19 protein-coding genes are annotated in these 22,014 nt (G+C 24.9%); 18 read left to right on the forward strand and 1 reads right to left on the reverse strand.

Annotated elements, in window-relative coordinates:
* Nucleotides 1-7 precede the first annotated feature (7 nt).
* The 16 genes from parC to SFLOR_RS02495 all read left to right on the forward strand — a co-directional run bounded on the left by parC (nucleotide 8) and on the right by SFLOR_RS02495 (nucleotide 19,888).
* Complete coding sequence (gene parC, locus SFLOR_RS02420; RefSeq protein ID WP_100916508.1) at nucleotides 8-2,713, forward strand: DNA topoisomerase IV subunit A; 2,706 nt, start codon at nucleotides 8-10, stop codon at nucleotides 2,711-2,713.
* A gap of 116 nt (nucleotides 2,714-2,829) precedes the next feature.
* Nucleotides 2,830-3,273: a hypothetical protein gene (locus tag SFLOR_RS02425; RefSeq protein ID WP_157806933.1), complete on the forward strand. Its 444-nt coding sequence runs from the start codon at nucleotides 2,830-2,832 to the stop codon at nucleotides 3,271-3,273.
* Nucleotides 3,245-5,455 (forward strand): SF1B family DNA helicase RecD2, encoded by a 2,211-nt coding sequence (recD2, locus tag SFLOR_RS02430; RefSeq protein ID WP_100916510.1) that lies wholly within the window; start codon nucleotides 3,245-3,247, stop codon nucleotides 5,453-5,455. The genes SFLOR_RS02425 and recD2 overlap by 29 nt, the downstream gene beginning before the upstream one ends.
* Before the next feature lie 38 nt (nucleotides 5,456-5,493).
* Nucleotides 5,494-6,687, forward strand: a complete 1,194-nt coding sequence (gene scm1, locus SFLOR_RS02435; RefSeq protein WP_100916511.1) for a motility-associated protein Scm1 — start codon at nucleotides 5,494-5,496, stop codon at nucleotides 6,685-6,687.
* 75 nt (nucleotides 6,688-6,762) lie between these two features.
* Nucleotides 6,763-7,905: an N-acetylglucosamine-6-phosphate deacetylase gene (gene nagA / locus SFLOR_RS02440; protein WP_100916512.1), complete on the forward strand. Its 1,143-nt coding sequence runs from the start codon at nucleotides 6,763-6,765 to the stop codon at nucleotides 7,903-7,905.
* Complete coding sequence (locus SFLOR_RS02445) at nucleotides 7,895-8,473, forward strand: hypothetical protein (RefSeq protein WP_100916513.1); 579 nt, start codon at nucleotides 7,895-7,897, stop codon at nucleotides 8,471-8,473. The genes nagA and SFLOR_RS02445 overlap by 11 nt, the downstream gene beginning before the upstream one ends.
* Nucleotides 8,466-9,449 carry a Gfo/Idh/MocA family protein gene (locus SFLOR_RS02450; RefSeq protein ID WP_157806934.1) on the forward strand — a complete coding sequence of 328 codons (984 nt, stop codon included), beginning with the start codon at nucleotides 8,466-8,468 and terminating at the stop codon, nucleotides 9,447-9,449. Before SFLOR_RS02445 ends, SFLOR_RS02450 begins: the two co-directional genes overlap by 8 nt.
* 1 nt (nucleotide 9,450) lies before the next feature.
* Nucleotides 9,451-10,113 carry a deoxyribose-phosphate aldolase gene (gene deoC, locus SFLOR_RS02455; RefSeq protein WP_100916515.1) on the forward strand — a complete coding sequence of 221 codons (663 nt, stop codon included), beginning with the start codon at nucleotides 9,451-9,453 and terminating at the stop codon, nucleotides 10,111-10,113.
* Nucleotides 10,114-10,523: 410 nt separating this feature from the next.
* Nucleotides 10,524-11,708: an arginine deiminase gene (locus SFLOR_RS02460; RefSeq protein ID WP_100916516.1), complete on the forward strand. Its 1,185-nt coding sequence runs from the start codon at nucleotides 10,524-10,526 to the stop codon at nucleotides 11,706-11,708.
* A 25-nt stretch (nucleotides 11,709-11,733) separates the two neighbouring features.
* Nucleotides 11,734-12,726 carry an ornithine carbamoyltransferase gene (gene argF, locus SFLOR_RS02465; RefSeq protein ID WP_100916517.1) on the forward strand — a complete coding sequence of 331 codons (993 nt, stop codon included), beginning with the start codon at nucleotides 11,734-11,736 and terminating at the stop codon, nucleotides 12,724-12,726.
* Between the two features lie 42 nt (nucleotides 12,727-12,768).
* Entirely contained in the window at nucleotides 12,769-14,241 is a 1,473-nt protein-coding gene (locus SFLOR_RS02470) for a YfcC family protein (protein WP_211282859.1), read from the forward strand.
* A gap of 18 nt (nucleotides 14,242-14,259) precedes the next feature.
* The gene (gene arcC / locus SFLOR_RS02475; RefSeq protein ID WP_100916518.1) at nucleotides 14,260-15,192 is read left to right on the forward strand and encodes a carbamate kinase; all 933 of its coding nucleotides are present in this window, start codon (nucleotides 14,260-14,262) and stop codon (nucleotides 15,190-15,192) included.
* A gap of 107 nt (nucleotides 15,193-15,299) precedes the next feature.
* Nucleotides 15,300-16,985 carry a hypothetical protein gene (locus SFLOR_RS02480; RefSeq protein ID WP_100916519.1) on the forward strand — a complete coding sequence of 562 codons (1,686 nt, stop codon included), beginning with the start codon at nucleotides 15,300-15,302 and terminating at the stop codon, nucleotides 16,983-16,985.
* A gap of 35 nt (nucleotides 16,986-17,020) precedes the next feature.
* On the forward strand, nucleotides 17,021-17,551 hold the full coding sequence (locus tag SFLOR_RS02485; protein WP_100916520.1) for a GNAT family N-acetyltransferase: 531 nt from the start codon (nucleotides 17,021-17,023) through the stop codon (nucleotides 17,549-17,551).
* Between the two features lie 53 nt (nucleotides 17,552-17,604).
* Nucleotides 17,605-19,398 (forward strand): PTS transporter subunit EIIC, encoded by a 1,794-nt coding sequence (locus tag SFLOR_RS02490; protein WP_100916521.1) that lies wholly within the window; start codon nucleotides 17,605-17,607, stop codon nucleotides 19,396-19,398.
* Between the two features lie 94 nt (nucleotides 19,399-19,492).
* Nucleotides 19,493-19,888, forward strand: coding sequence for a hypothetical protein (locus SFLOR_RS02495; protein WP_100916522.1), 396 nt, complete (start codon nucleotides 19,493-19,495; stop codon nucleotides 19,886-19,888).
* Between the two features lie 65 nt (nucleotides 19,889-19,953).
* Here SFLOR_RS02495 and coaBC read toward each other — a convergent pair whose 3' ends face one another.
* On the reverse strand, nucleotides 19,954-21,129 hold the full coding sequence (coaBC, locus tag SFLOR_RS02500) for a bifunctional phosphopantothenoylcysteine decarboxylase/phosphopantothenate--cysteine ligase CoaBC (protein ID WP_100916523.1): 1,176 nt from the start codon (nucleotides 21,127-21,129) through the stop codon (nucleotides 19,954-19,956).
* 123 nt (nucleotides 21,130-21,252) lie between these two features.
* Here coaBC and rpsU point away from each other — a divergent pair, with 123 nt between their 5' ends.
* Nucleotides 21,253-21,417: a 30S ribosomal protein S21 gene (gene rpsU, locus SFLOR_RS02505; protein ID WP_100916524.1), complete on the forward strand. Its 165-nt coding sequence runs from the start codon at nucleotides 21,253-21,255 to the stop codon at nucleotides 21,415-21,417.
* A 92-nt stretch (nucleotides 21,418-21,509) separates the two neighbouring features.
* Nucleotides 21,510-21,950, forward strand: coding sequence for a hypothetical protein (locus SFLOR_RS02510; protein ID WP_100916525.1), 441 nt, complete (start codon nucleotides 21,510-21,512; stop codon nucleotides 21,948-21,950).
* Nucleotides 21,951-22,014 lie beyond the last annotated feature (64 nt).

The raw sequence follows: 22,014 nt of genomic DNA on the forward strand, positions 1-22,014 counted from the left end.
AAATATAATGGCAGTTAAAGATGAAAAGGGAATTATTAATTTTGCACTTGAAGAACTGATGGGTGATCGTTTTGGAAGATATGCTAAATATATCATCCAAGAAAGAGCCTTACCTGATGTTAGAGATGGTTTAAAACCAGTACAAAGACGTATTTTGTTTACAATGAATGAAATCAATTTAACTCATGACAAAGCATACAAAAAATCAGCTCGTGTTGTTGGGGATGTAATTGGTAAATACCACCCTCATGGAGATACTTCTGTTTATGATGCTCTTGTTCGTATGAGTCAACATTGAAAATTAAATATTCCTTTAGTTGATATGCACGGTAATAATGGATCAATTGATGGAGATAGTGCAGCTGCAATGCGTTATACTGAAACAAGACTTGCAAAAATTTCAAGTATAATTTTAGCAGATCTTCAAAAAAATACTGTTTTATTTGCTCCAAACTATGACGATTCAGAAAAAGAACCAACTGTTTTACCTGGATATTTTCCAAATATTTTAGTTAATGGAGCAACTGGAATTGCTGCAGGATATGCAACAAATATGCCTCCACACAATATTGTTGAAGTAATTGATGCAATTATTGCAACAATTAAAAATCCGCAAATTAAATTAACAGATATTTTAAAAATTGTAAAAGGTCCAGATTTTCCAACTGGGGGAATTGTAATGGGACAAGAGGGAATTGAATCTGCATTTGAAACTGGAAAAGGAAGAATTATACTTCAATCAAAAATGCACAGAGAAGAAGACAATATTGTTATTGATGAAATTCCTTATGAAGTTGTTAAACAAGATCTTGTAAGAAAAATAGGAGATGTTGTTGACGCAAATCCACAAATTGAAGTAAAAGAAGTTAGAGATGAAACAGATAGAACTGGATTAAGAATTGTAATTGAATTATCTCCAAAAGCAGACTATGAAATTACAAGAAAATTCTTATTAAAAAATACACCATTACAAGTTTCATATAATTATAATAATGTTGTTATTGTTGATAAACAACCAAAACAATTAGGTATTATTCCAATAATTAATGCTTATATAAAACACTATAAAGAAGTTTTTACAAGAAAAACTCAATATGATTTAGATAAGGCAGAAAAAAGATTAGAAATAATTGATGGTTTAATAAAAGCAATCTCTATTTTAGATGAAGTAATACAAATTATTAGAAATTCATCAAATAGAAGTGATGCTATTGCTAACTTGATTCAAAAATATGAGTTTAGTGAAACACAAGCTATTGCTATTGTTGATTTAAGACTTTATAGATTAACTTCAACTGATATTGTTAAATTAGAAGAAGAAAAAAAAGAACTTGGACAATTAATCTCTGAATTTAAATCAATATTAGGAGATGTAAAAGTTTTAGATTTAAAAATAATTGAACAATTAACAAAAACAAAAACTGAATTTAAAGTTCCTAGAAGAAGTGAAGTTGTAGGCGAAATTGAAAACATTGATGTAGAAATTAAAAAAACAATTGTAGAAAAAGATTACACAATTTGAATCTCACAAGATGGTTATCTAAAAGCAATTGAAGACTCACAACTTGGAAAAAACTCAATGGAAGACTTTAAACGTAAACCAAATGATATTTGAATTTCACAAGTGCCTGCTTCAAGTTTAGATTTTATTTTATTAGTATCAAGTGCAGGAACATACTATTCTATTCCTGTTTATAAGATTACTCCAAGTAAATGAAAAGAAACAGGAATGCATATAAATAAAGTTGCAACAATTTCAGGAAATGAAAAAATTCTTGCTGCATTTGTTGTAAAAAAATTTGAAAATGCAAAACAAGAAATATTGTTAGCAACTAAAAAAGGTATGATTAAACGTACTCCAATTGAAGATTTGAAAACAAAATTATTTTCTAAACCATTTAGAATTATTAAATTACAAAATGAAGATGAACTTGTGTCTGCTTCATTAGTAACATCTCAAACAAGAACAGTAACAATGCTTACAAGAACTGGATTTGCAGTTAGATATGATATTGCAGAAATTCCTTCTGCAGGTCCAAATGCAAAGGGTGTTAAATCAACAGTTGTTAAAGATGAAGATATTGTTGCAGGTAAAGCATTTACAACTGGAGATGTTCTAATAATTACAAATAAAGGTAATGTTAAAAAAATTAAACAAGATCTTGTTCCAATTATGACAAGACCAAAACGTGGTGTTAGATTATATCCATGAAATAAAAAACGTGATGAATTTGCAACATTCTTATACAATGTTCAAACAAAAGATATTCTAAATATTTTAGATGAAGAAGATAACTTAACACAATTAAATGTTAAAAACTTTAAATTTGCTGAATTAGAAGATGTACCTGAAGATTTAGATATGCCAGAAATAATAACAAGTACTTTAGAAAAATCATTTATTATTAAAAATGGTGATATGCCACCAGCTCCAAGAAGTGGTGATGAAGAAATTGCTAAAGTTATTGAACCTAAGAAAAATATTGTAGAAAAAGAAAAAGTTGAAAAAAAGAAAGTTGTTAAAGAAACACAAGAAGTTGAAAAACATATTGAAGTTAAAAAAGTAGAAAAAAATGAAGTACTTGAAAAAACAAATGAAACTAAAAATATTGAAGTAAAATTAGTTAACAATTCAAAATTAGAAAAAGATAATTCAAATATTGAAGATGAAGATACAAGTGAACTTAAAATAGATATAGATGATCTAGTTTAAAAAACTTCTAACTATTTAATATTCTTAAATAGAAGAATTACTTTTAATTTAAAATAAAAAATTATAAATACTTTCTAAGTATTTTTTTGTTTTATTTATGGTTAAATTATTAAGAAATGAGTGATAACTTGATTATTCAAATTATTGGTTTATATGAAAAAGATAATAGAAATTTAGCGAAATATTTATCAAAAAAATACTCAATGATTTTTTTAGATATATCGTATTTTACAAACAATAATAAAAAAGAAATGATTGATAAATACAGTTCATTTATTTTGAATAACAAAGATTTTATTATAACTGGTTCAATGAGTGAATTAATTTATTCATCTTTTTATAATAGAGATTACTTAATTTGATTGGATAAAAAAGATGAAGAAAAAATAAATAATAATATTAAAATACATAAATTTAATTCTTTATATAAAGAATTTGTAATGGCTAAGTCTTTTAAAATAATTATTGATTCAAATTTAAATTTAAAAGATCAAGAAAAAATATTTTTAAGTATTATGGAGAAAAATAATTATGATTACATACAAGGGAAAAATAAGTAGATTTATTTATAAAGGAGAAAATGGATTTGCTATAGCTATTTTTATTTTATTTAATAATGAAAAAAAATCTATTACTTTGACTGGACCTATATCTTTAATGAAAATGCAAATTATTTATGAAGTTACAGGAGAAGAAGTTGAAGATATAAAAAGAAATCAAAAAAACTTTTCTGTTAAAAGTTTTACACAAGTGAAACATTTTGATAGAGAAGGATTAATAAAATATTTAAGCTCTCCAGCTTTTCCCACAGTTGGAAAAAAACTTGCAGAAAATATTGTTGATTATTTTAAAGAAGATATTTTTAAAAAAATACTTGAAAATAAATCAGAGCTTTTGAATATTAATGACATGACAGAATCAAAAGCAGAAATTATTTTTGATGTAGTTTGTTCAAAATTTGGAGATAACAAAATACTTGATATATTTATTGAAAACAATTTAAAGATGGAGTTTTTAAATTCTCTGCAAAGAGAATTTGAGGATTCAAATATTATAGAAGATATTTTAAAAAATGATTTCTATAATTATGCAAATATAAATAAATTACAACCTTTTTTTGAGGTTGACAGAGTGGCATTGACTTTCGGTATTGAAGAAAATGATGAAAAAAGAATATCATGATATGCTAGTGAATATGTAAAGGAAATTTTATTTAGAGAAGGTAATACTTATACTTCTTTAGAAGAATTAACTAAAAAATTAAAACAACAATTTAATTTACCAGATAAAGAACTTTATAATAAATTGCTTTTTGCAAAAAATGAAAAGATACTTTATTTTAAAAATGAAAAAATTTATACTAAAGAAAGTTATGAAGATGAACAATACATCGCAAAAGAATTATCTACTCTTTTGAATAAATCAAATTCCTTTGTAAAGAGATTTGATTTTCAAGAAAAAATTAGTGAAGTGGAAAAATTTATTTCATTAAGAAGTGGAATTGAAAATTTTAAATATAATGAAGAACAGATTGATGCAATAAAAAAATTTATTGATAATGATATTTCAATTATTACTGGTGGTCCAGGAACTGGTAAGACAACAGTTATTACAGGAATTATAAAAATTTATGAATTAATTTATAATGATTCAAATTTTGCAATCACTGCACCAACTGGAAGAGCTGCAGGAAAAATAAAAGATGATTCTGGATATAAAACCTCAACAATTCATAGATTATTGCAATATTCAGGAAATGATATATTTGAAGCTAATGAAGAAAAACCAATTTATAAAAACTTAGTTGTCATTGATGAGTGTTCTATGATTGACAATCACTTATTTGCTTCTCTTTTAAAAGGTGTAAAAGGAATTAAAAAACTTCTATTAGTTGGAGACATTGAACAATTGCCAAGCGTTAATTATGGAAATTTATATCAAGATTTAATTGAATGTAATCAGTTTAAAACTACAAGACTTATTAAAAACAATAGACAAAAAACTAATAAAGGGGAATTGAATTCGATAATTGAAATATCTAATGCTATTAAAAATGAAACTATTAATGATTTTGATTTTGAAAACTCTACAAATGTAAATTTTGTATTTTCAAAAGACTATAGTCAAGTAGTAAATATTTTAAAAGAAACTTATTTAAATTTAAATCCTTCAAAATTAGAAGAACAATTAAATGAGATTCAAATTATAGCTCCGATGTATAAAGATCAATTAGGAATTGATAATATAAACAGCATTATTCAAAATCTAATTAATCCAGCAACTTCAAAAGTGTATAAAAGATTTGATGCAGAATTTAGGGTAAATGATAAAGTAATGTATATTGAAAACGATCCAATTTTTGAACTTTCAAATGGAGATGTTGGATATATCAAAGAATTAAATTTTATTGGTGATAAACTAAAAACAGCAAAAGTAGTATTTAATGAAAGAGAAATTGAAATGGGAAATAGCTCATTTCAAAAAATTAAATTAAGTTATGCTTGTTCTATTCACAAAACACAGGGAAGTGAATATAGAAATACCATTTTAGTTCTAGATGGAAATAATAGAGCTTCAAATTTCATTTTGAATAAGAAAATGCTTTATACTGCAATAACTAGAGCAAAAGAACAATTAATTATTATTTCAGATAATAATTTATTTATAAAATCTTGTTATAAAAACGCAAAAGAAAGATTAACTACACTAAAAGAAACTATAATTTCACTCAATATTGAATAATTTATATATATAATATAAAAGGACAAGGGGAAAAGTAAATGAAACATAAGAATACATATACAATTGCTATAGTTATTACTGTATTGCTTGTAACAACATTTATAGTTGCTGGTTCAATTTACAGTTCAATTGATGTTACAAAAATTTTAGAGAATAAATTATCAGAAAAGAATAATGACTCTTGAACTAATATCCAAGGACAAAATTTTGAAGTATTAAAAACTACAATCACTAACCCATTATCATTAGCATTTTTCTTATTTGGTATAGGAGGAGTTGACGAACTTAAAGCAACTTCAGATCCATTTAAACTTATAGTTTTTACAATAACTTCAATTATTATTATTCCCACTTTATTAATAGTATTTTTTCTTTATATGTCAATAATAATAACATTAACTTTAATTGAATTTATTAAAAGAGATTCAGAGGTAATGACACTAAAAAATGTAGGTAAATATGGTATGTACGTTTCATTTATTTCATCATTTTTATTTGCATTAATAGGGATTATAATATTTTGTTCAATTGAAAATAATCTTCAAAAGAATTATCAAGGTTTTGAAAAATATGATTCATTCTCTATCATGACTTTTTTAATACATTTATCAAAAGGAACAATTTTTAGTTGAGAAAAAAATGGATTGCTAAATAGTCCAAATATTGTTACAACTGTAAATGTAGCTTTAGTTTTCTTAGTAATTCTATTGCCAATAGCTTTCTTTTGTTTAATAATATTTTCATCATTTTATATTGCAATTTTTGTTGCCAAAAAAGATAGTAGATCTTCAAGATTTTTCAATTGATTAAAAAATATTAGAATTGATTCATTAAAAGAATACATTCAATTAAATCTTAGAAGTCCTTGAATTTGAATATTGTCAATTACTTTTGCATTTACAATAATAATTCCTGGTTTTGTACATCCTTATACAAACGTAACACAAATTTTAATAACTCTAATTAGTATTATAATTATACCAGTTGCATTCTTGCCAATGATAATTGGCTATATTATGGCTAAAAAAATTAAGAGATTTAATTATAATAGATTAATGTTTATTCAGATTTTATTATTAACATTAATAATTTTATTAATTCAATTAAATGCATCAATTTTCTTAAAAGATTATATGTTCAAATTTACTTGACTAAGTGCATTTCTACCACTTGTTACTTGTACTATATCAATGTTTGCAGCATTTGGTTTCATTAAATTTTCAGATAAATAAAATAATACGAATGTGTTATTTTTTTGTTTAAAAATCAAGGAAATGACTTAAAATATAATTGTTAGGAGTCAAAATATGATTTTAAAAAATGCAAAAATAGTGTTAGAAAAAGAAATCATTGAAAATGGATGATTAGAATTAGAGGGTAAAAAAATTAAATCAATTAATCGAGGAAGTACTGATTTAGAGGGTGTTGATTTAAAAAACAATTGATTAATGCCAGGATTTATTGACTGTCATGTTCATGGGGGCTATGGTGTGGATTTTGAAAGCGGGACAATTGAAGCTTTTGAAAAATTCTCAAAAAATGTTGCAATTGAAGGTATTACAAGTTATGTTCAAGGAAGTGTAACAAATTCTAAGGAAAATAATGAAAAGTATCTTCATCAGTTTGCACAATTTATGAAAAAAGAACCAATTGGTTCTAAATGTTTAGGATTACACTTAGAAGGACCTTTTATTTCTAAAGAGAAAAAAGGAGCTCATGAAGTTTCTTTATTGGAAAAACCAAATATTGACTCATTAAAACAACTAATAAAATATTCAAATGACAATATTAGAATTGTAACCTATGCAGCTGATTTACAAGATGGTAGTTTTACAAAATATATGTTAGAAAACAATATTTTACCAAGTGTTGGACATACAAATATGAGATTTGATCAATGCTATAAAGATTATGAAATAGGTTTTAGACATGTAACTCATTTATTTAACGGAATGAGTGGTGTGAGTCAATATGAACCAGGTCTTGCAACATTTAGCTTATATCAAGATGATATTTTGTGTGAAGTAATAACAGATGGAATACATATTGAAAAAGATACTTTAAAATTAATTTACAAAATTAAAGGTCCAGAAAATATTTGTATTATCACTGATGCAATGAATGCAAAAGGTTTACCAGATGGTGAATACAAATTGGGGAATTTGGAAGTTATTAAAAAAGGTATGAAAGTTTCTTTAAAAAGCAGTGGAGTTTTAGCAGGAGCTGGAGCAACCTATGATCATAATGTTAGAACAATGATAGAAGCAAATCCCGAAATTAAAATGCCAGATTTAGTTAAAATGACTTCAATCAATATTGCAAAACAGTTAAAAATATTTTCTCAAAGAGGAAGTATTGAGGAAAATAAATTTGCAGATTTAGTTGTTTTAAACAATGATTTGCAAGTTTTAAAAACAATAGTAGAAGGAAAAGTAATATATGAAAAATAAAATTAATCCTAGAAGTTTCACAATGATAAAATTTTTGTTAACTTTAGGTTTAATTTTTAATTACTCAATTTCACTAGTATCAGTTATTGATGTTTTTAAAAGTAAAAATAATAATTTATTATTAAATACAAAAACATACTTAGCAGTTCAACTACTATTATTTATTTCAGCGATTATAAGTATTTTAATTTTTTTCTTAGTTAGAAAAGATGTTAATAAGAAATTAAGTTATAAGTATAATAAGAAAGAAAAAAAATTAATTTATATAATATGTTTTCTTGTAGCTTTAATTTTCTTGATATCTTTAGTTAATTTACTTATGTTTTTATTTTTATTTAAAAATATTATTATAATGATATTTACATTTTTAATTATTCAGTTATTATTAGGAATTGGTGTTTCAATTTTGGAAAGTTACTCAAGACTTACAGAACAAGCTTTAGTTAATAAATTATGATTTAATAATGAAGAAAATACACAAAATGTAGATAAAACTTCTAAAACTGAAACAAAAGTTTTAGATAAAAAAGATGATTTTAACCCATTTATGGAGGAAAATAATGATTAAATTTGGAACTATAGGAACTTCTTTAATTACAGAAAACTTTATTCAATCTGCAGTTAAAAATCCGAACTGTAAAATAGTTTGTTGCTATTCAAGAGATAAAACAAAAGCACAAAATATTATCAGAGAAAATAAACTTTATGCCAAAGCAGTTGACAATTTTGATCAAATGTTAGATGAAGTTGATGCTGTTTATATTGCTTCACCAAATGGTTTACACTATGAACAAGCAAAATACTTTTTAACACAACAAAAGCATGTTTTGCTTGAAAAACCTTTAACGCTTTTATTTGATCAAGCAGTTGAATTATTTGAAATTGCTAAAAGAAATAATGTTTTTTTAATGGAAGCATATAAAACTTTTCATTGTCCACAATTTTCACATTTATTTGAATTTGTAAAAAATTATCAACCATTTATAGCAAATTTAAATTTAAATAAATATTCTTCAAGAATGGAGAAAGTCAAACTAGGTCAATTTGACTCTGTATTTGATGCAACCCTTGGGAAGGGATCAACTTATGATATGCTGATTTATCCAGTTGAATTAAGTATTGCACTATTTGGTCCTGTTGTTCAAGTAAAGGCAATGGGTCAAAAACTTACAAATGGAAGTGGAATGAGTGATTGTGTTCTTTTAACACATGAAAGTGATGTTCTTACAAATATTGTTTGTAGTAAAGTAAGCACAGGAAGAATTCAAAATGAATTACTCTCTGACATAGCAACACTGACTTTTAAAAATGTTATACAATTAGAAGAGATTAATTTGTATAATCATACAAATTCAGATGAAGTTCAACTAATTCATAAATCAAATAATGATAAAGATTTATTTGAATATGAAATATCTGTATTTTTAAAAATGATATATGAAAATGATTTTTACTTAAGGGACTATTTATTAGATATTAGTTGTGAAGCAATAAGAGTTTTAAATTTAGTTGAAAAAAATCAAGAAAAATTAGGAGATAACTAAAATGAAATTAAATAGATATATAGATCACACTTTATTAAAAGCAGATGCTAAAAAAAAGGAAATCGAAAAATTATGTAATGAAGCTAAGGAATGGGATTTTGCAACTGTTTGTATAAATCCATGTCATATTAGTTATGCAAAAGAATTACTAAAAGGTACAAATGTTGGTATTACAACAGTTGTTGGTTTTCCTTTAGGAGCAAACACAAGTGAAGTAAAAGTTTTTGAAGCAAAACAAGCAATTGAAAATGGTGCAACTGAAATTGATATGGTTATCAATATTGGTGCAGTAAAGGATGCTAATTGAGATTTAGTTTTAAATGATATGAAAGCTGTAAAAAAAGCATCTCCAAATAACTGTGTTAAAGTTATTTTAGAAAATTGTTTGTTAACAAAAGAAGAAATTGTTAAATGTTGTGAATTGGCTTTAGAAGCTAAATTGGAATTTGTAAAAACCTCAACAGGTTTTTCAACATCAGGAGCTAACTTAGAAGATGTTGTTTTAATGAAATCAATTGTTAAAGATAAAGCAAAAGTGAAAGCAGCTGGAGGAGTTAGAACTTTTGAATATGCAATTAAAATGATTGAAAATGGTGCTGAAAGATTGGGTACAAGTGGTGGAGTTGCCATTGTAAAAGGTGAAGAACATAAAAATGGATATTAAAACATTTTTGTAAATATAATAAAAACTGCTTTTATAAAGCAGTTTTTATTTTTTGAAAAAAGTTCTTTATTATTATAATCCTTTAAGAATTATAATAATAAAGTTTTTTATTTTCTATTCTTATTTTTAATTAGTAAAACCATTTTAATTTGTCTATTTTGAATGTTTTTTTTTTTTTTTTTTGAAATAAGATATTTCTGTAAAACAGTTATAAAAATGGAAATATTTCCCTTTTTATATAAATTAAAATTTTTATTTAAAAGAAAGAAAGAAATAATTATTTTAATTTATAGTTAATATTTAAAACTTTAATATAGAGAGTTTAGTATTAAAGATTTAAATTTAATTGAACTTTTTACAACTTACCTTATAAATCAATATCAATTGTATAAATTTAAGGAGGAATAGATATGAAAAATAAAATTAATGTGTATTCAGAAATAGAGCCTTTAGAATCTGTTTTATTACATAGACCTGGTAAAGAAATTGAGAATTTAACCCCTGATTTACTTGAAAGATTGTTATTTGATGATATACCTTTTTTAAAGGTTGCTCAAGAGGAACATGACAAATTTGCTGAAGTTCTTATAAATAATAAAGTTCAGGTTTTTTATATTGAAAAACTTGTACAAGAAGCTTTAGATCAAAATCCTAACTTAAAAGATAAATTTGTAGATCAATTTATTGATGAAGCAAAAATTGAAAAAGAATGAAAAAATAAATATCGAGAATTTTTAATGAGTATGTCTAATCTTGACATGGTAAATGAGATGATAGGAGGAACTAAAAAAATTGATTTAGATCCAAAAGATAAAAGTGATTATCCGTTTATATCAGATCCGCTTCCAAATTTATTATTTCAAAGAGACCCATTTGCTTCTGTAGGAAATGGAGTATTTTTAAATAAAATGTGAAGTGTTACAAGAAACAGAGAAACAATATTTGCTGATTTTGTGTTTAAAAATCACAAAGACTTTAAAGAACAAATTGAAATATATTATGACAGAAATAATGAGTTCCCAATTGAAGGTGGAGATGTTCTAGTTTTAAATAAAGAAATTTTAATTATAGGTATATCTCAAAGAACAAGTATTGATGCTGTTAGATTACTTTCTGATAAGTTATTTAAAAATACAACATTTAAAAAAATAATTGCAATGGACTTACCTAAATCAAGAAGCTATATGCACCTTGATACTGTCTTTACAAATATTGACTATGATAAATTTATTGTTCACCCATTAATTTTTGACGATATTAATAACTTTAAAATAATTGAAATATCACAAGAAGGTGAAAAAGAAATTAAAGAAAGTTTAGTTAAATTTTTAGAAGATATAACAGGCAAAAAAATTCAACTAATAAAATGCGGTGGAGAGGATTCAATTGCTGCAGGAAGAGAACAATGAAATGATGGAACAAATGTTTTGGCAATTGCTCCTGGAGTTGTTATTGCTTATGAAAGAAATTGAGCTACAATTGATCTTTTAGAAAAAGCAAAAGTAAAAGTTTTAAAAATACCAAGTAGTGAATTGTCAAGAGGTAGAGGTGGACCTAGATGTATGTCTATGCCTATTGTAAGAAAACAAAAATAATAAAAAGAAAAGAGGAATTTTAAAAATGATAAATTTAAGAGGAAGAAGTTTGCTAACAGTATTAGATTTTTCTAGAAGAGAAATTGAATACTTACTTGATTTAGCAAGGGACTTAAAAAGAGCGAAATATGCTGGAAATGAAGTTCAAAGATTAAAAGGTAAAAATATATGTCTTTTATTTCAAAAAACAAGTACTAGAACAAGATGTGCTTTTGAAGTAGCAGCAATGGATCAAGGAGCTGGTGTAACTTATATTGGTTCTGAAGGATCACAAATGGGAATTAAAGAATCAATTGCAGATACTGCTCGTGTTTTAGGAAGAATGTATGATGCAATTGAGTTTAGATGTAACAATCACAGTGATGTAGTTGAACTTGCTAAATATGCTGGAGTTCCTGTATTTAATGGTTTGTCAGATAAATTTCATCCAACTCAAATGATAGCTGATTTTATGACCATTATTGAAAAATTTGGAACTTTAAAAGATAAAAAACTTGTTTTTTGTGGTGATGCAAGAAATAATATGGGAAATTCATTAATGGCTTGTTGTGCAAAATTAGGAGTTTCATTTACAGCAGCAGCTCCAAAACAATTATGACCTGATCAAGATTTAATTAAAACTTGTAAAGAAATTGCCAAAGAAACAGGAGCTGTAATTGAATTTGAAGAAGATATTAAAAAAGCTGTTGTAGGAGCAGATGTCATTTATACAGATATATGAGTTTCTATGGGAGAACCAGATTCTGTTTGAGATGAAAGAATAAAATTATTGAAACCATATCAAGTTACTATGAATTTATTTAAATTAGCAAATAAAGATGCTATATTTATGCACTGTTTACCTTCATATCATGATTTAAATACTGATATTGGTAAAAAAATTAATGAAAAATATGGTTTAAGTGAAATGGAAGTTACAAATGAGGTTTTTGAATCAAAAAAATCATGAGCTTTCGAAGAAGCAGAAAACAGACTTCATTCAATTAAAGCAATTATGGTTGCTATGATTGGACTTTAAAAAATACTACTTTAGCAATTTTAAATTTGTGAAAGGAGTATTATGAAAAAAATAAAAGATAAAAAGAAATTTCAAATGCCAACAGCTTTTACAATTCTTTTCTTTATAATTACATTCTTTGTTCTTCTATCTTGAATATTGCAATGAAGTGGTGTAACTTATGAAGCTAATAAAGAAACTCATACTGTACAAGCGTTAGGTATATTAGATATATTTTATTCAATCATTCAAGGATTTCTTTCTAAAGCTGAAATAATAATTTTTATATTAGTTTTAGGAGGATTTATAAATGTAGTTTTAGAAACCAAAGCTCTAGAAGCTTTTACACAATCAGTGTCTAAAAAATTAGGTAATAAAGCTATTTGATTGATTCCAATATTAATGCTATTCTTTAGTTTTTGTGGTTCAACATATGGAATGGCAGAGGAGTCACTTGGATTTTATTTAATTATAATTCCTTTAGTATTGTCATCTGGATATGATAAGTTTACAGGTTTATTAATAGTATTGTTTGGTGCTGGAGCTGGTGTTTTAGCTTCAACTGTTAATCCATTTGTTATTGCAGCTGCAACTGATGCAGCTGGGGGTAAAATCTCAAGTGGAGAAGGTATGGCTTGAAGATGAATAAGTTGAATGTTTATTAGCACATTTGCGATTTTATATGTAATGTGATATGCAATTAGAACTAAAAAAAATCCCAATAAATCAGTTACATTTTCAACTTTAGAAGAAGATAAAGTATTCTTTTTAGGAGAAAGTGTTGAAGAGATTAAATTTAACAAAAGAAGAGTTGCAACTTTAATTGTATTTTTAATAACTTTTGTAATTATGGTCATATACTTAGTTGCATGAGATTCAATTTTAGGGGGAAATAAATTTGAATCAGCTGGTAAATGAATGAATAAAAATATTCCCTATCTTACTGCTCTTGTTCCAGGTTTTGGAAAGGGATACTTACCAGAAGTTGCTTTATTTTTCTTTGTAAGTTCTTTAATAATGGGAGCTATTAATTGAAAAGGTGAAAAAAACTATGTTGAGCAAATGATCGTAGGTACAAAAGATATGTTAGGAGTTTGTCTTGTAATTGCAACAGCAGCTGGTGTTGGTGTTGTAATGGAAAAATCAGGTATTCAACTTCTATTTGTAAATGGACTTTCAAGTGTAATGAAAGATATGAATAAAACTTTATTCATATTAATCTCATTTATCTTATTCCTACCTTTATCATTTGTAATTCCTTCTACAAGTGGATTTGCAGCTGCTATATTTCCAATTTGAGGACCATTGGCAGTAACAATTGGAGCAGGTTCAGGAAGTGTTCTTGCATTTAGTTTTGCAAGTGGAATTATAAACCTATTTACTCCAACTAGTGGAGTTGTTATGGGAGCTTTAGGAATTGCCAAAATGGATTATGGATCTTTCTTAAAAGAAGCATGAAAATTCATTTTAGGAATTACATTAGTTTGTTGCTTATTATTAATTATTGGATCATTTATGCCATCAAGTATATTTTAGAAATGGAGATATAAAATTATGTTAAAAATTGTTGTTGCTCTTGGAGGAAATGCTTTAGGAAATACACCAAATGAGCAAAAAGAAATAGTAAAAGAGACAGCTAAGAATTTGGTAGATTTAATTAGTGCTGGACATAAATTAGTTATTGTTCATGGTAATGGACCTCAAGTTGGAATGATAAATCAAGCATTCAATATTGCAAATACTTATGATAAAAAATCTCCACTTGTGGATTTTCCAGAATGTGGAAGTATGAGTCAAGGATATATTGGCTATCATTTGCAAAATGCTATTAAAAATGAGTTTGAAAAAAGAAAAATGAACTCCAATAACGTTATAACTTTAGTTACTCAAACCAAAGTTAGTAAAGAAGATAGTGCTTTTAAAAATCCAACAAAACCAATTGGTGATTTCTATGAAAAGCAAGTTGCTTTAGAACTTAAAGAAAAAAATAACTGAGATATGATAGAAGATGCAGGTAGAGGATATAGAAGAGTTGTGGCTTCACCTAAACCAGTTGATATAGTTGAAAAAGATGTAATTAAATATCTTCTAGAAAAAAACGTTTGTGTCATATCAGGGGGAGGAGGAGGAATTCCTGTAATTGAAGAAAATAATCAATTACAAGGAGTTGCTTCTGTAATTGACAAGGATTTTGCAGCTGCTAAAATAGCTGAAATAATACAAGCAGATAAATTAATCATTCTTACAGCAGTCAATAAAGTTCTTATAAATTATGGTAAAGAAAATCAGACTTCTCTTGATTCTGTTACTCTAAAAGAATTGGAAAAATATATTGGTGAGCATCATTTTGCACCAGGAAGTATGCTACCAAAAGTTCAAGCAGCAATGGAATTTGTAAAAAATAGTGGCAATCAAGCTTTGATTGGTTCACTTACAGAAACAAAAAGTGTAATTGAAGGAAAATCTGGAACTATTATTAAAAAATAAATTATCAATGAGTATAAAATTAAATTGATGATTAGATAAGGTTGTTTATAAAGCAACCTTTTTTTGATATAATATAGTTGTTATTTTGTATCTTGGGGAGGTTTATAATGGTAAAACATGGTTTTGAAATTGAAAATTATAATTTATCACCATCAATTAGAAAAAGAATTGATGATTTAATAAATTTAAATTTAAATCCTTCAACAATTAGTTTGATTACTGCTGAATTTTCCTCAATAAGTGATGAAATAAAGCAAAATATAGGAAAATATATAGCAAGACTTTTAGAAATAGAAAATTTTTTGCTTGAACAAGAATATAACAAAAGTAAAGATGCAAATTATGGCTTAAATTTTAAACAAGAAATAAATATCAAAAATCGTCAGACAAATCTTTTGAGAATACAACAGATTTTTGCTAAAAAAGATAATGAAAATGAAAGAGTAAATATTCAAAATAATGATCAAGATGTTAATAATCATTCTGGATATTTAAAGAGTTATAAAGAGGCAATGTTTATTAAAAATGAAAATGAAAAAAGTAGAAATGCTAAATTAGAAGAATTAGCAAATAAAAAACGAAGAATAGAGATGGCAGTTTTAGAAGAACAAGAGAAAATAAAAACTGCTCAAAAACAGTATCAAAGAGCAAAACTTGATGATGATGAAATTACTCAAGAAATAAAGCTTAATATTATTAAATTTGCAAATGGTAGATTAAAAGAAATATCTGAAGCTATTGAAACTTACAAAACAGTTGACAAAATACCAAATGAAGTTATTGATAGTAAAATTATAAACTCAAAAAATCAACAAGAAAACTTTGAAAATAAATTAAGCAAGGATAGTTTTTTTAATGAAGAGGATATCACACAAACATTGGAAATAGATTTAGAAACATTTTTTGATGTGCCTGGATTTGAAGAAGATGATAATTATGAATATGATGAATATTATGATTATGACTTTGATGATTACAATGAAGAAGAAAAGGAAATCAAACTTTCTGATATTGATTCAATAAAAAAACAAACAAATCAACATAAATATAATGAATTAGTTTCAACTAAACAAGAATCAAAACAAGAATCAAAACAAGAATCAAAACAAGATAAAAAAATATTAAAAGAAATAAATGCTGAAAAAATAATAAAGAAAATTAAAAAGAAAAATAGAGCAAAAGATAAAGAAATTGAAAGAATTTTAAAAGAAAAAGAACAACTTGAAAAAGAGCTAATCAAATTAAAAGAAGAAAAGAAAATTATTGAACTTAGAGAATGAGAAAATAAAAAGAAAAAATTAAATGAAAATTTTGAAGAAACATTAAAAAAAGAAAAAAGAAAATTTGATACTACTCATCAAATTCTTGAAAAAAAATGAAAAGCTGAGTCTATTAATCAAGTATTAAATTCAAAGAAAAAGGCTTTTAATGCTGTAAAAACTATAAAGGAAAAATCTAATAGTAATCCTGAAATAGATTCAAACAATGAATTGATATCACTTGAAAAAGCAAATGTGCGTAAAGTATTATTTGAAGAACTGCAAAGTTTAAAAGAAAACAATGAAGAAAAAATCTCATTTCAAAATAAAAATGATATATCAATAGAAGTTAAAAAACAAAATAAATTTGAAGAAGATGAAAAAAGAATAGGTTATTTGGAAAGAAAAAGATCTCTTAATATAATTTCAAAAGAAGAGTTAAAAGAACTTGAAACTAAAAAGAAAAATAATAATCATATTTCTTCAAAAATAAATTTAAAAAAATATAGATTAGTTACAAAACATAGCTCATAAAAGAATAAAAGTTGATTTATTAAAGGGAAAATAAAATGAAAATAAAATTAGTTGAACCTAAAATTGAGTATGAACAAAAATTAATAAATGCAATTAATGAATTTTTTGAAGTTGATAATATAAAAAACGACATTAATGGTAGCTCAAATATTACTAGTTTCGATTCAATTCAAAAGTGATTAGATTTTATTAATAAAAAAAATCTCGATGTAAATTTGGTTCCTTTTAATCAATATTTAGTTATTAATGAAACTAATGAATTAATAGGATTTGTAAATATAAGATTATCTTTAAATAATTATTTACTAAATTTTGGAGGGCATATAGGTTATTCTGTAGTTCCTAGCCATAGGCAAAAAGGCTATGCAACAGAAATTCTTAATCAAGCATTAAAAGAATGTTGAAAAAATAATATATTTGAAGTATTAGTTACTTGCAAAAAAGATAATACAATTTCTGAAAAAGTTATTCTCAAAAACGGTGGAGTTTTAGAAGATTTGAGAGAAAATGATAAAATAGAATATAAGAGATTTTGAATTAATAAAACAAATGGCGTTATTAGTTAACAAATAAAGCCATTTTTTTTATGCTAAAATAACGTTATGAGGTATGATAAATAATGCAAGCAGGTCAACAACTTTTCAATGGTTTTGATATATCATGATATACAAAAAATAGAATGAAGAGCTTTCTTAAAAAAGTTGGAGCAAGCTTTGGTTTTGTAATTATTTTAATGCCTATCTTTGGAATTATTTTATCTATAGGAAATGCTGCAAATGTAAGTTTTTTAAAAGAAATAGGAAGTATTTTATTTTCAAATATTGGTATTTGATTTACACTTGCAATAATAATTGGTTTTACTTCAAATAAGGGAGCAGCAGTCTTTACAGGAGTTTTATCTTATCTTGTAGTAAATGTTTTTATTGCAGCTTCAATAAATAAAAATAATGAAAATACTTTTTTTAATATTTGATTTTGACATAATCTTTCAGTAAATGCATATTTATCAAAATTATTTTTTGGTGGAATAGAAACGTTTAACTCGGGAGTTATTGGGGGAATTCTAATAGGAATTTATGTAACTTATATTTACAATAAATTTAAAGATACTCAACTTCCTAAAGGATTGGAATTTTTTGCAAGAGAGAAATTAGTTATTATTTTATCTGTTATTTTCTCTTTAATTTTTGCATCGCTTTTTATAATTATATGACCTGTATTTGGTTTTATATTAACTGCAATAGGAAGTGGAGTTGCTAAATCTCCAATTGGACTAGACTCATTTATTTTTAGAACAGTTCAAAGAATGTTAATTCCTTTTGGATCTAGTTTATTGTGACAATCACCAATGTGATATACCCAAATAGGAGGTAGTTTAAATGAATATCAACAAGATTTATTAATTCAATATTTATATAGAGTAACATCTCAAGAAAATCTGCAAACAATTAATTTATTAGCTTCAATTCCAGAAAAAGGCCACAGTCAACAAGAAATTATTGAGATTTTTTCTAAATACTTAAATGAATATATAAGCTATGATTGATTATTTAAATCTATGAATGAATGATTTGAAAATACAAATAGTATTTTTGCTACTAATCCAAGTGGAGATCAAATTATTTGAAATATAGTTTCAACAAATAAATATATAACAGTTGATGATTGTTGAAATTCTGGATTAAGAATAAGTAGGTTTATATCTGGGGGATATGTTAATTCAATTTTTGTTCTCCCAACATTGAGTTGTTTAATGTTTTTAATGACTCCAAAAGGAGAAAAAAGAGCTAAAGTGGGTATTTATATCACAGCTGCATTAACTGCAATGCTTGTGGGTGTGACAGAGCCTGTAGAGTACTTATTTTGTTTCACTATGCCATTATTCTATTTTTCAATATACTGTCCTTTTAATGGTCTGATAGCTGCAATTACCTCTTTATTTAAAGTTAAAGTTGGAACTTCTTTTTCAACAGGTTTATTTGATTTTACACTAAGTGGAATTGTTCCAACTGTAAATGGCGTAAATACAAGAATATGAATTATTCCATTAATTGGTATTTGTTCATCAATTACAATCTTTGCAATAGCATTTTTCTGATTTAAATTTTTTAATAAAAAAGAAAATTTAATTAATATAAATGCAAGAAAATTAAGAGACTCTTTACAATTATTTATTGAAGATTTGGGAGGATTTAAAAATATTAAACAGTACTCTTTAAAAGAAAATCAATTAGAAGTAGTATTTAAAAATGTACCTGATTTCAAAAGTTTATTTAATTATGTTAATAAAATTGAAAAACAAGAAAAAGGACTAAAACTTTCAATTAAACCAGAAAATGAAGAGGTAGTATTATTATTCGACAAAATATATGAAAATAGAAAGACAAAGAAAGAGATTAATAAAAGTATTTAACTCATATTTTTTATAATTTTAAAATAAAGAAAATACAATTTTTTGTTAATGTTATTTTTAAGTGTAAAATTATTTTGAAGGGATAAACTTTGTCATGAATAAAAAAAACTTAACAAAATTTCTATTTATAATTTATGCAATATTTGCAAGTTTTTTTATTATGAGTGTTTTGGGTCTATTTTTAGTACCATTATTTAATAAAAATTATGATCTAATTACAGTTTTTTCATCTATTTATTTAGAAAGTATTATAGGATTTGTTATTTTCTATTTTTCCATTGGATTTATTTTTTGTTCTATAGCATCATTTTTTATGATGAAAAGTTATGAAAAAGACAAATTCACTAAAAAAGTTATTTGATTTTCAATTCCTGGGTTTTTAGCAATGATTTGAGCAATTCCAATGGGTTTTATTTTATATAAATATATAACTTATTTTAAAAAACAAAAAAAAATTATTACAAGAAAAAGATTTAATTGAAGAAGATAACAAAGAATCAAAATTTTAAAATTAATATAAAAAATGAGATACTTCATTCTACAAAGTATCTCATTTTAAATGTTGTCATTTATAGTTTTTAAAATATTAAAAGCAACTTTATCTTTTTTTAATTGTTCAAATTCAATAACTTTTTTTGATTTAGCCAATAATATTTTAATTTCATTAAATTCAGATTCCATTGCATTTGCTAAATTAACAATTAGCATATCTAAATTCTTTTCATTTAATTTATTTCATGCTTTTTCTAAGTTAAAATCATTTGCAAGAGAAAAACCTACTAAAAATTGATGAGTTTTTTGTTTGCCAAGTTCTTTTAAAACATCAACAGAAGGGGATAAAGAAATTTTCAGATCTTCATCTTTTATTGATCTTTTTTCTATTTTTTTGTCAATATAATTTTCAACTTCAAAGTCATATAAAGCAGCACTACAAATAACTACATCATATTTTTTATAATCTTTTAACATTTCCTCAAGCATTTCATTGTTTGTTTTTACATAAATATTATCTTTATCAATATTGTTTGCTATTAAAGTATCACCAAACACTGTTTTAAGATATTTTGAGTTATTTTTTAAGATATTTCTTAATTCACTGCCCATTTTGCCACTACTTGCGTTTGTAATGTATCTAACTTTATCAATATAGCTTCTAGTTTTTCCAAAATTAAGCAAAATTGATTTTTCTTTTAATTTATCGAATCTATTTAAATAATTATCTATAACTTCTACAACTTCAATAGGTTCTAAAGCTCTTCCAATTCCTTCATGACCACTTGCTAATTTACCATATTTGGGCTCAATTCATTCAACTTTATTGGTTGAAATCAATATTTCTTTGTTTCTTTGATTTATAGGGTTTAAATACATATTTGAATTCATACTTGGAAATAAAATAGTATTATAGTTTGAAACAGCAAATATTAAACTTGCAATATCATCTGCTATTCCACTAGATATTTTTCCTATATAATTATAACTTGCAGGATATACTATATTTAAGGAACTTTCAAAGGCAATCTTTATGTGATCTCCATAGTGATGATTATCATAGAAATCCCTGTCAAAAATATCTTCTAAATGATCAATATTGTTTAAATTAACAAATTTCTTAGCATTTTTTGTAGCAATTATTTTAACTTCATATCTTTCTTTTAATAAGTTATAAACTTTCAATGATTTGCTTGCAGCTATTCCACCTGTGATTATTAAATTTACTTGTCTTTTCATATTTTAGTGTCCATTTCTTTTATAATTATCTTATTTTTTTTTATTTTTTTCATTTTTTTCTTAAAAAATATAGACATAATTAAATTAACAATCTATAATAAATTTTGACTAGGAGTTGAAAAAATGGCAAGTGTTGTTGTACGCGAAGGTGAACCAATTGAAAAAACACTAAAACGTTTTCAAAAAGTAGCTGCTTCAAATAAATCTGAAGCAAGAAAACGTGAATATCATTTAAGTAAAAAGGAAAAACGTATTTATAAACAAAAGCAAAATAAAAAATTTGGATAAGATCCATTTTTTTTTTTTTTTCTTATTTAAGTTTCTTCTTAACAAATAAGATATAATATTAATATATTTAATTATTAAACAAGGAGATAACTATGGCAATAAAAAATTCACAATCAAATGAGGTTAAAGTTTTAAGACCAGATGCTGTAAGCAAAAAAAATCCAAATCTTAATAAATTTGATAAGAAAAAAATTATAATTCCAGAATTTACTTCAAAAGTTGAATTACTAAAACAAGCTAATAAAGTAGCTTCTTATAAAAATTCAAAAGGTCAAAATTATCTAAATGATTTACCTGAGGGAGTTAGAAAATCAATTGAAGAAAAAGAAAGAATTAATTTAGCACTAAATTTTGGTAAAAGTAATGAAGCTGAAGAAATAAGAAAAAGACTTTCAATTGAAAAAAAACCAATCGATAAAAAAAGAGCAAATGAACTAAGAAATGAAAGAGAAGCATTTTTTAGAGCCAATATTGAAAAATTACAAATGTCAAATTCATCTAAAAAAAGAAGAACTAAAAAAGCTAGTATCTAATAGAAAATGAAATTTTAAAAAAATTTCATTTTTTTTATATTTTAGTCGATTTTTTAAAGGGGGA

The sequence above is a fragment of the Spiroplasma floricola 23-6 genome (assembly GCF_002813555.1).
GTDB classification, from domain to species: domain Bacteria; phylum Bacillota_I; class Bacilli_A; order Mycoplasmatales; family Mycoplasmataceae; genus Spiroplasma_A; species Spiroplasma_A floricola.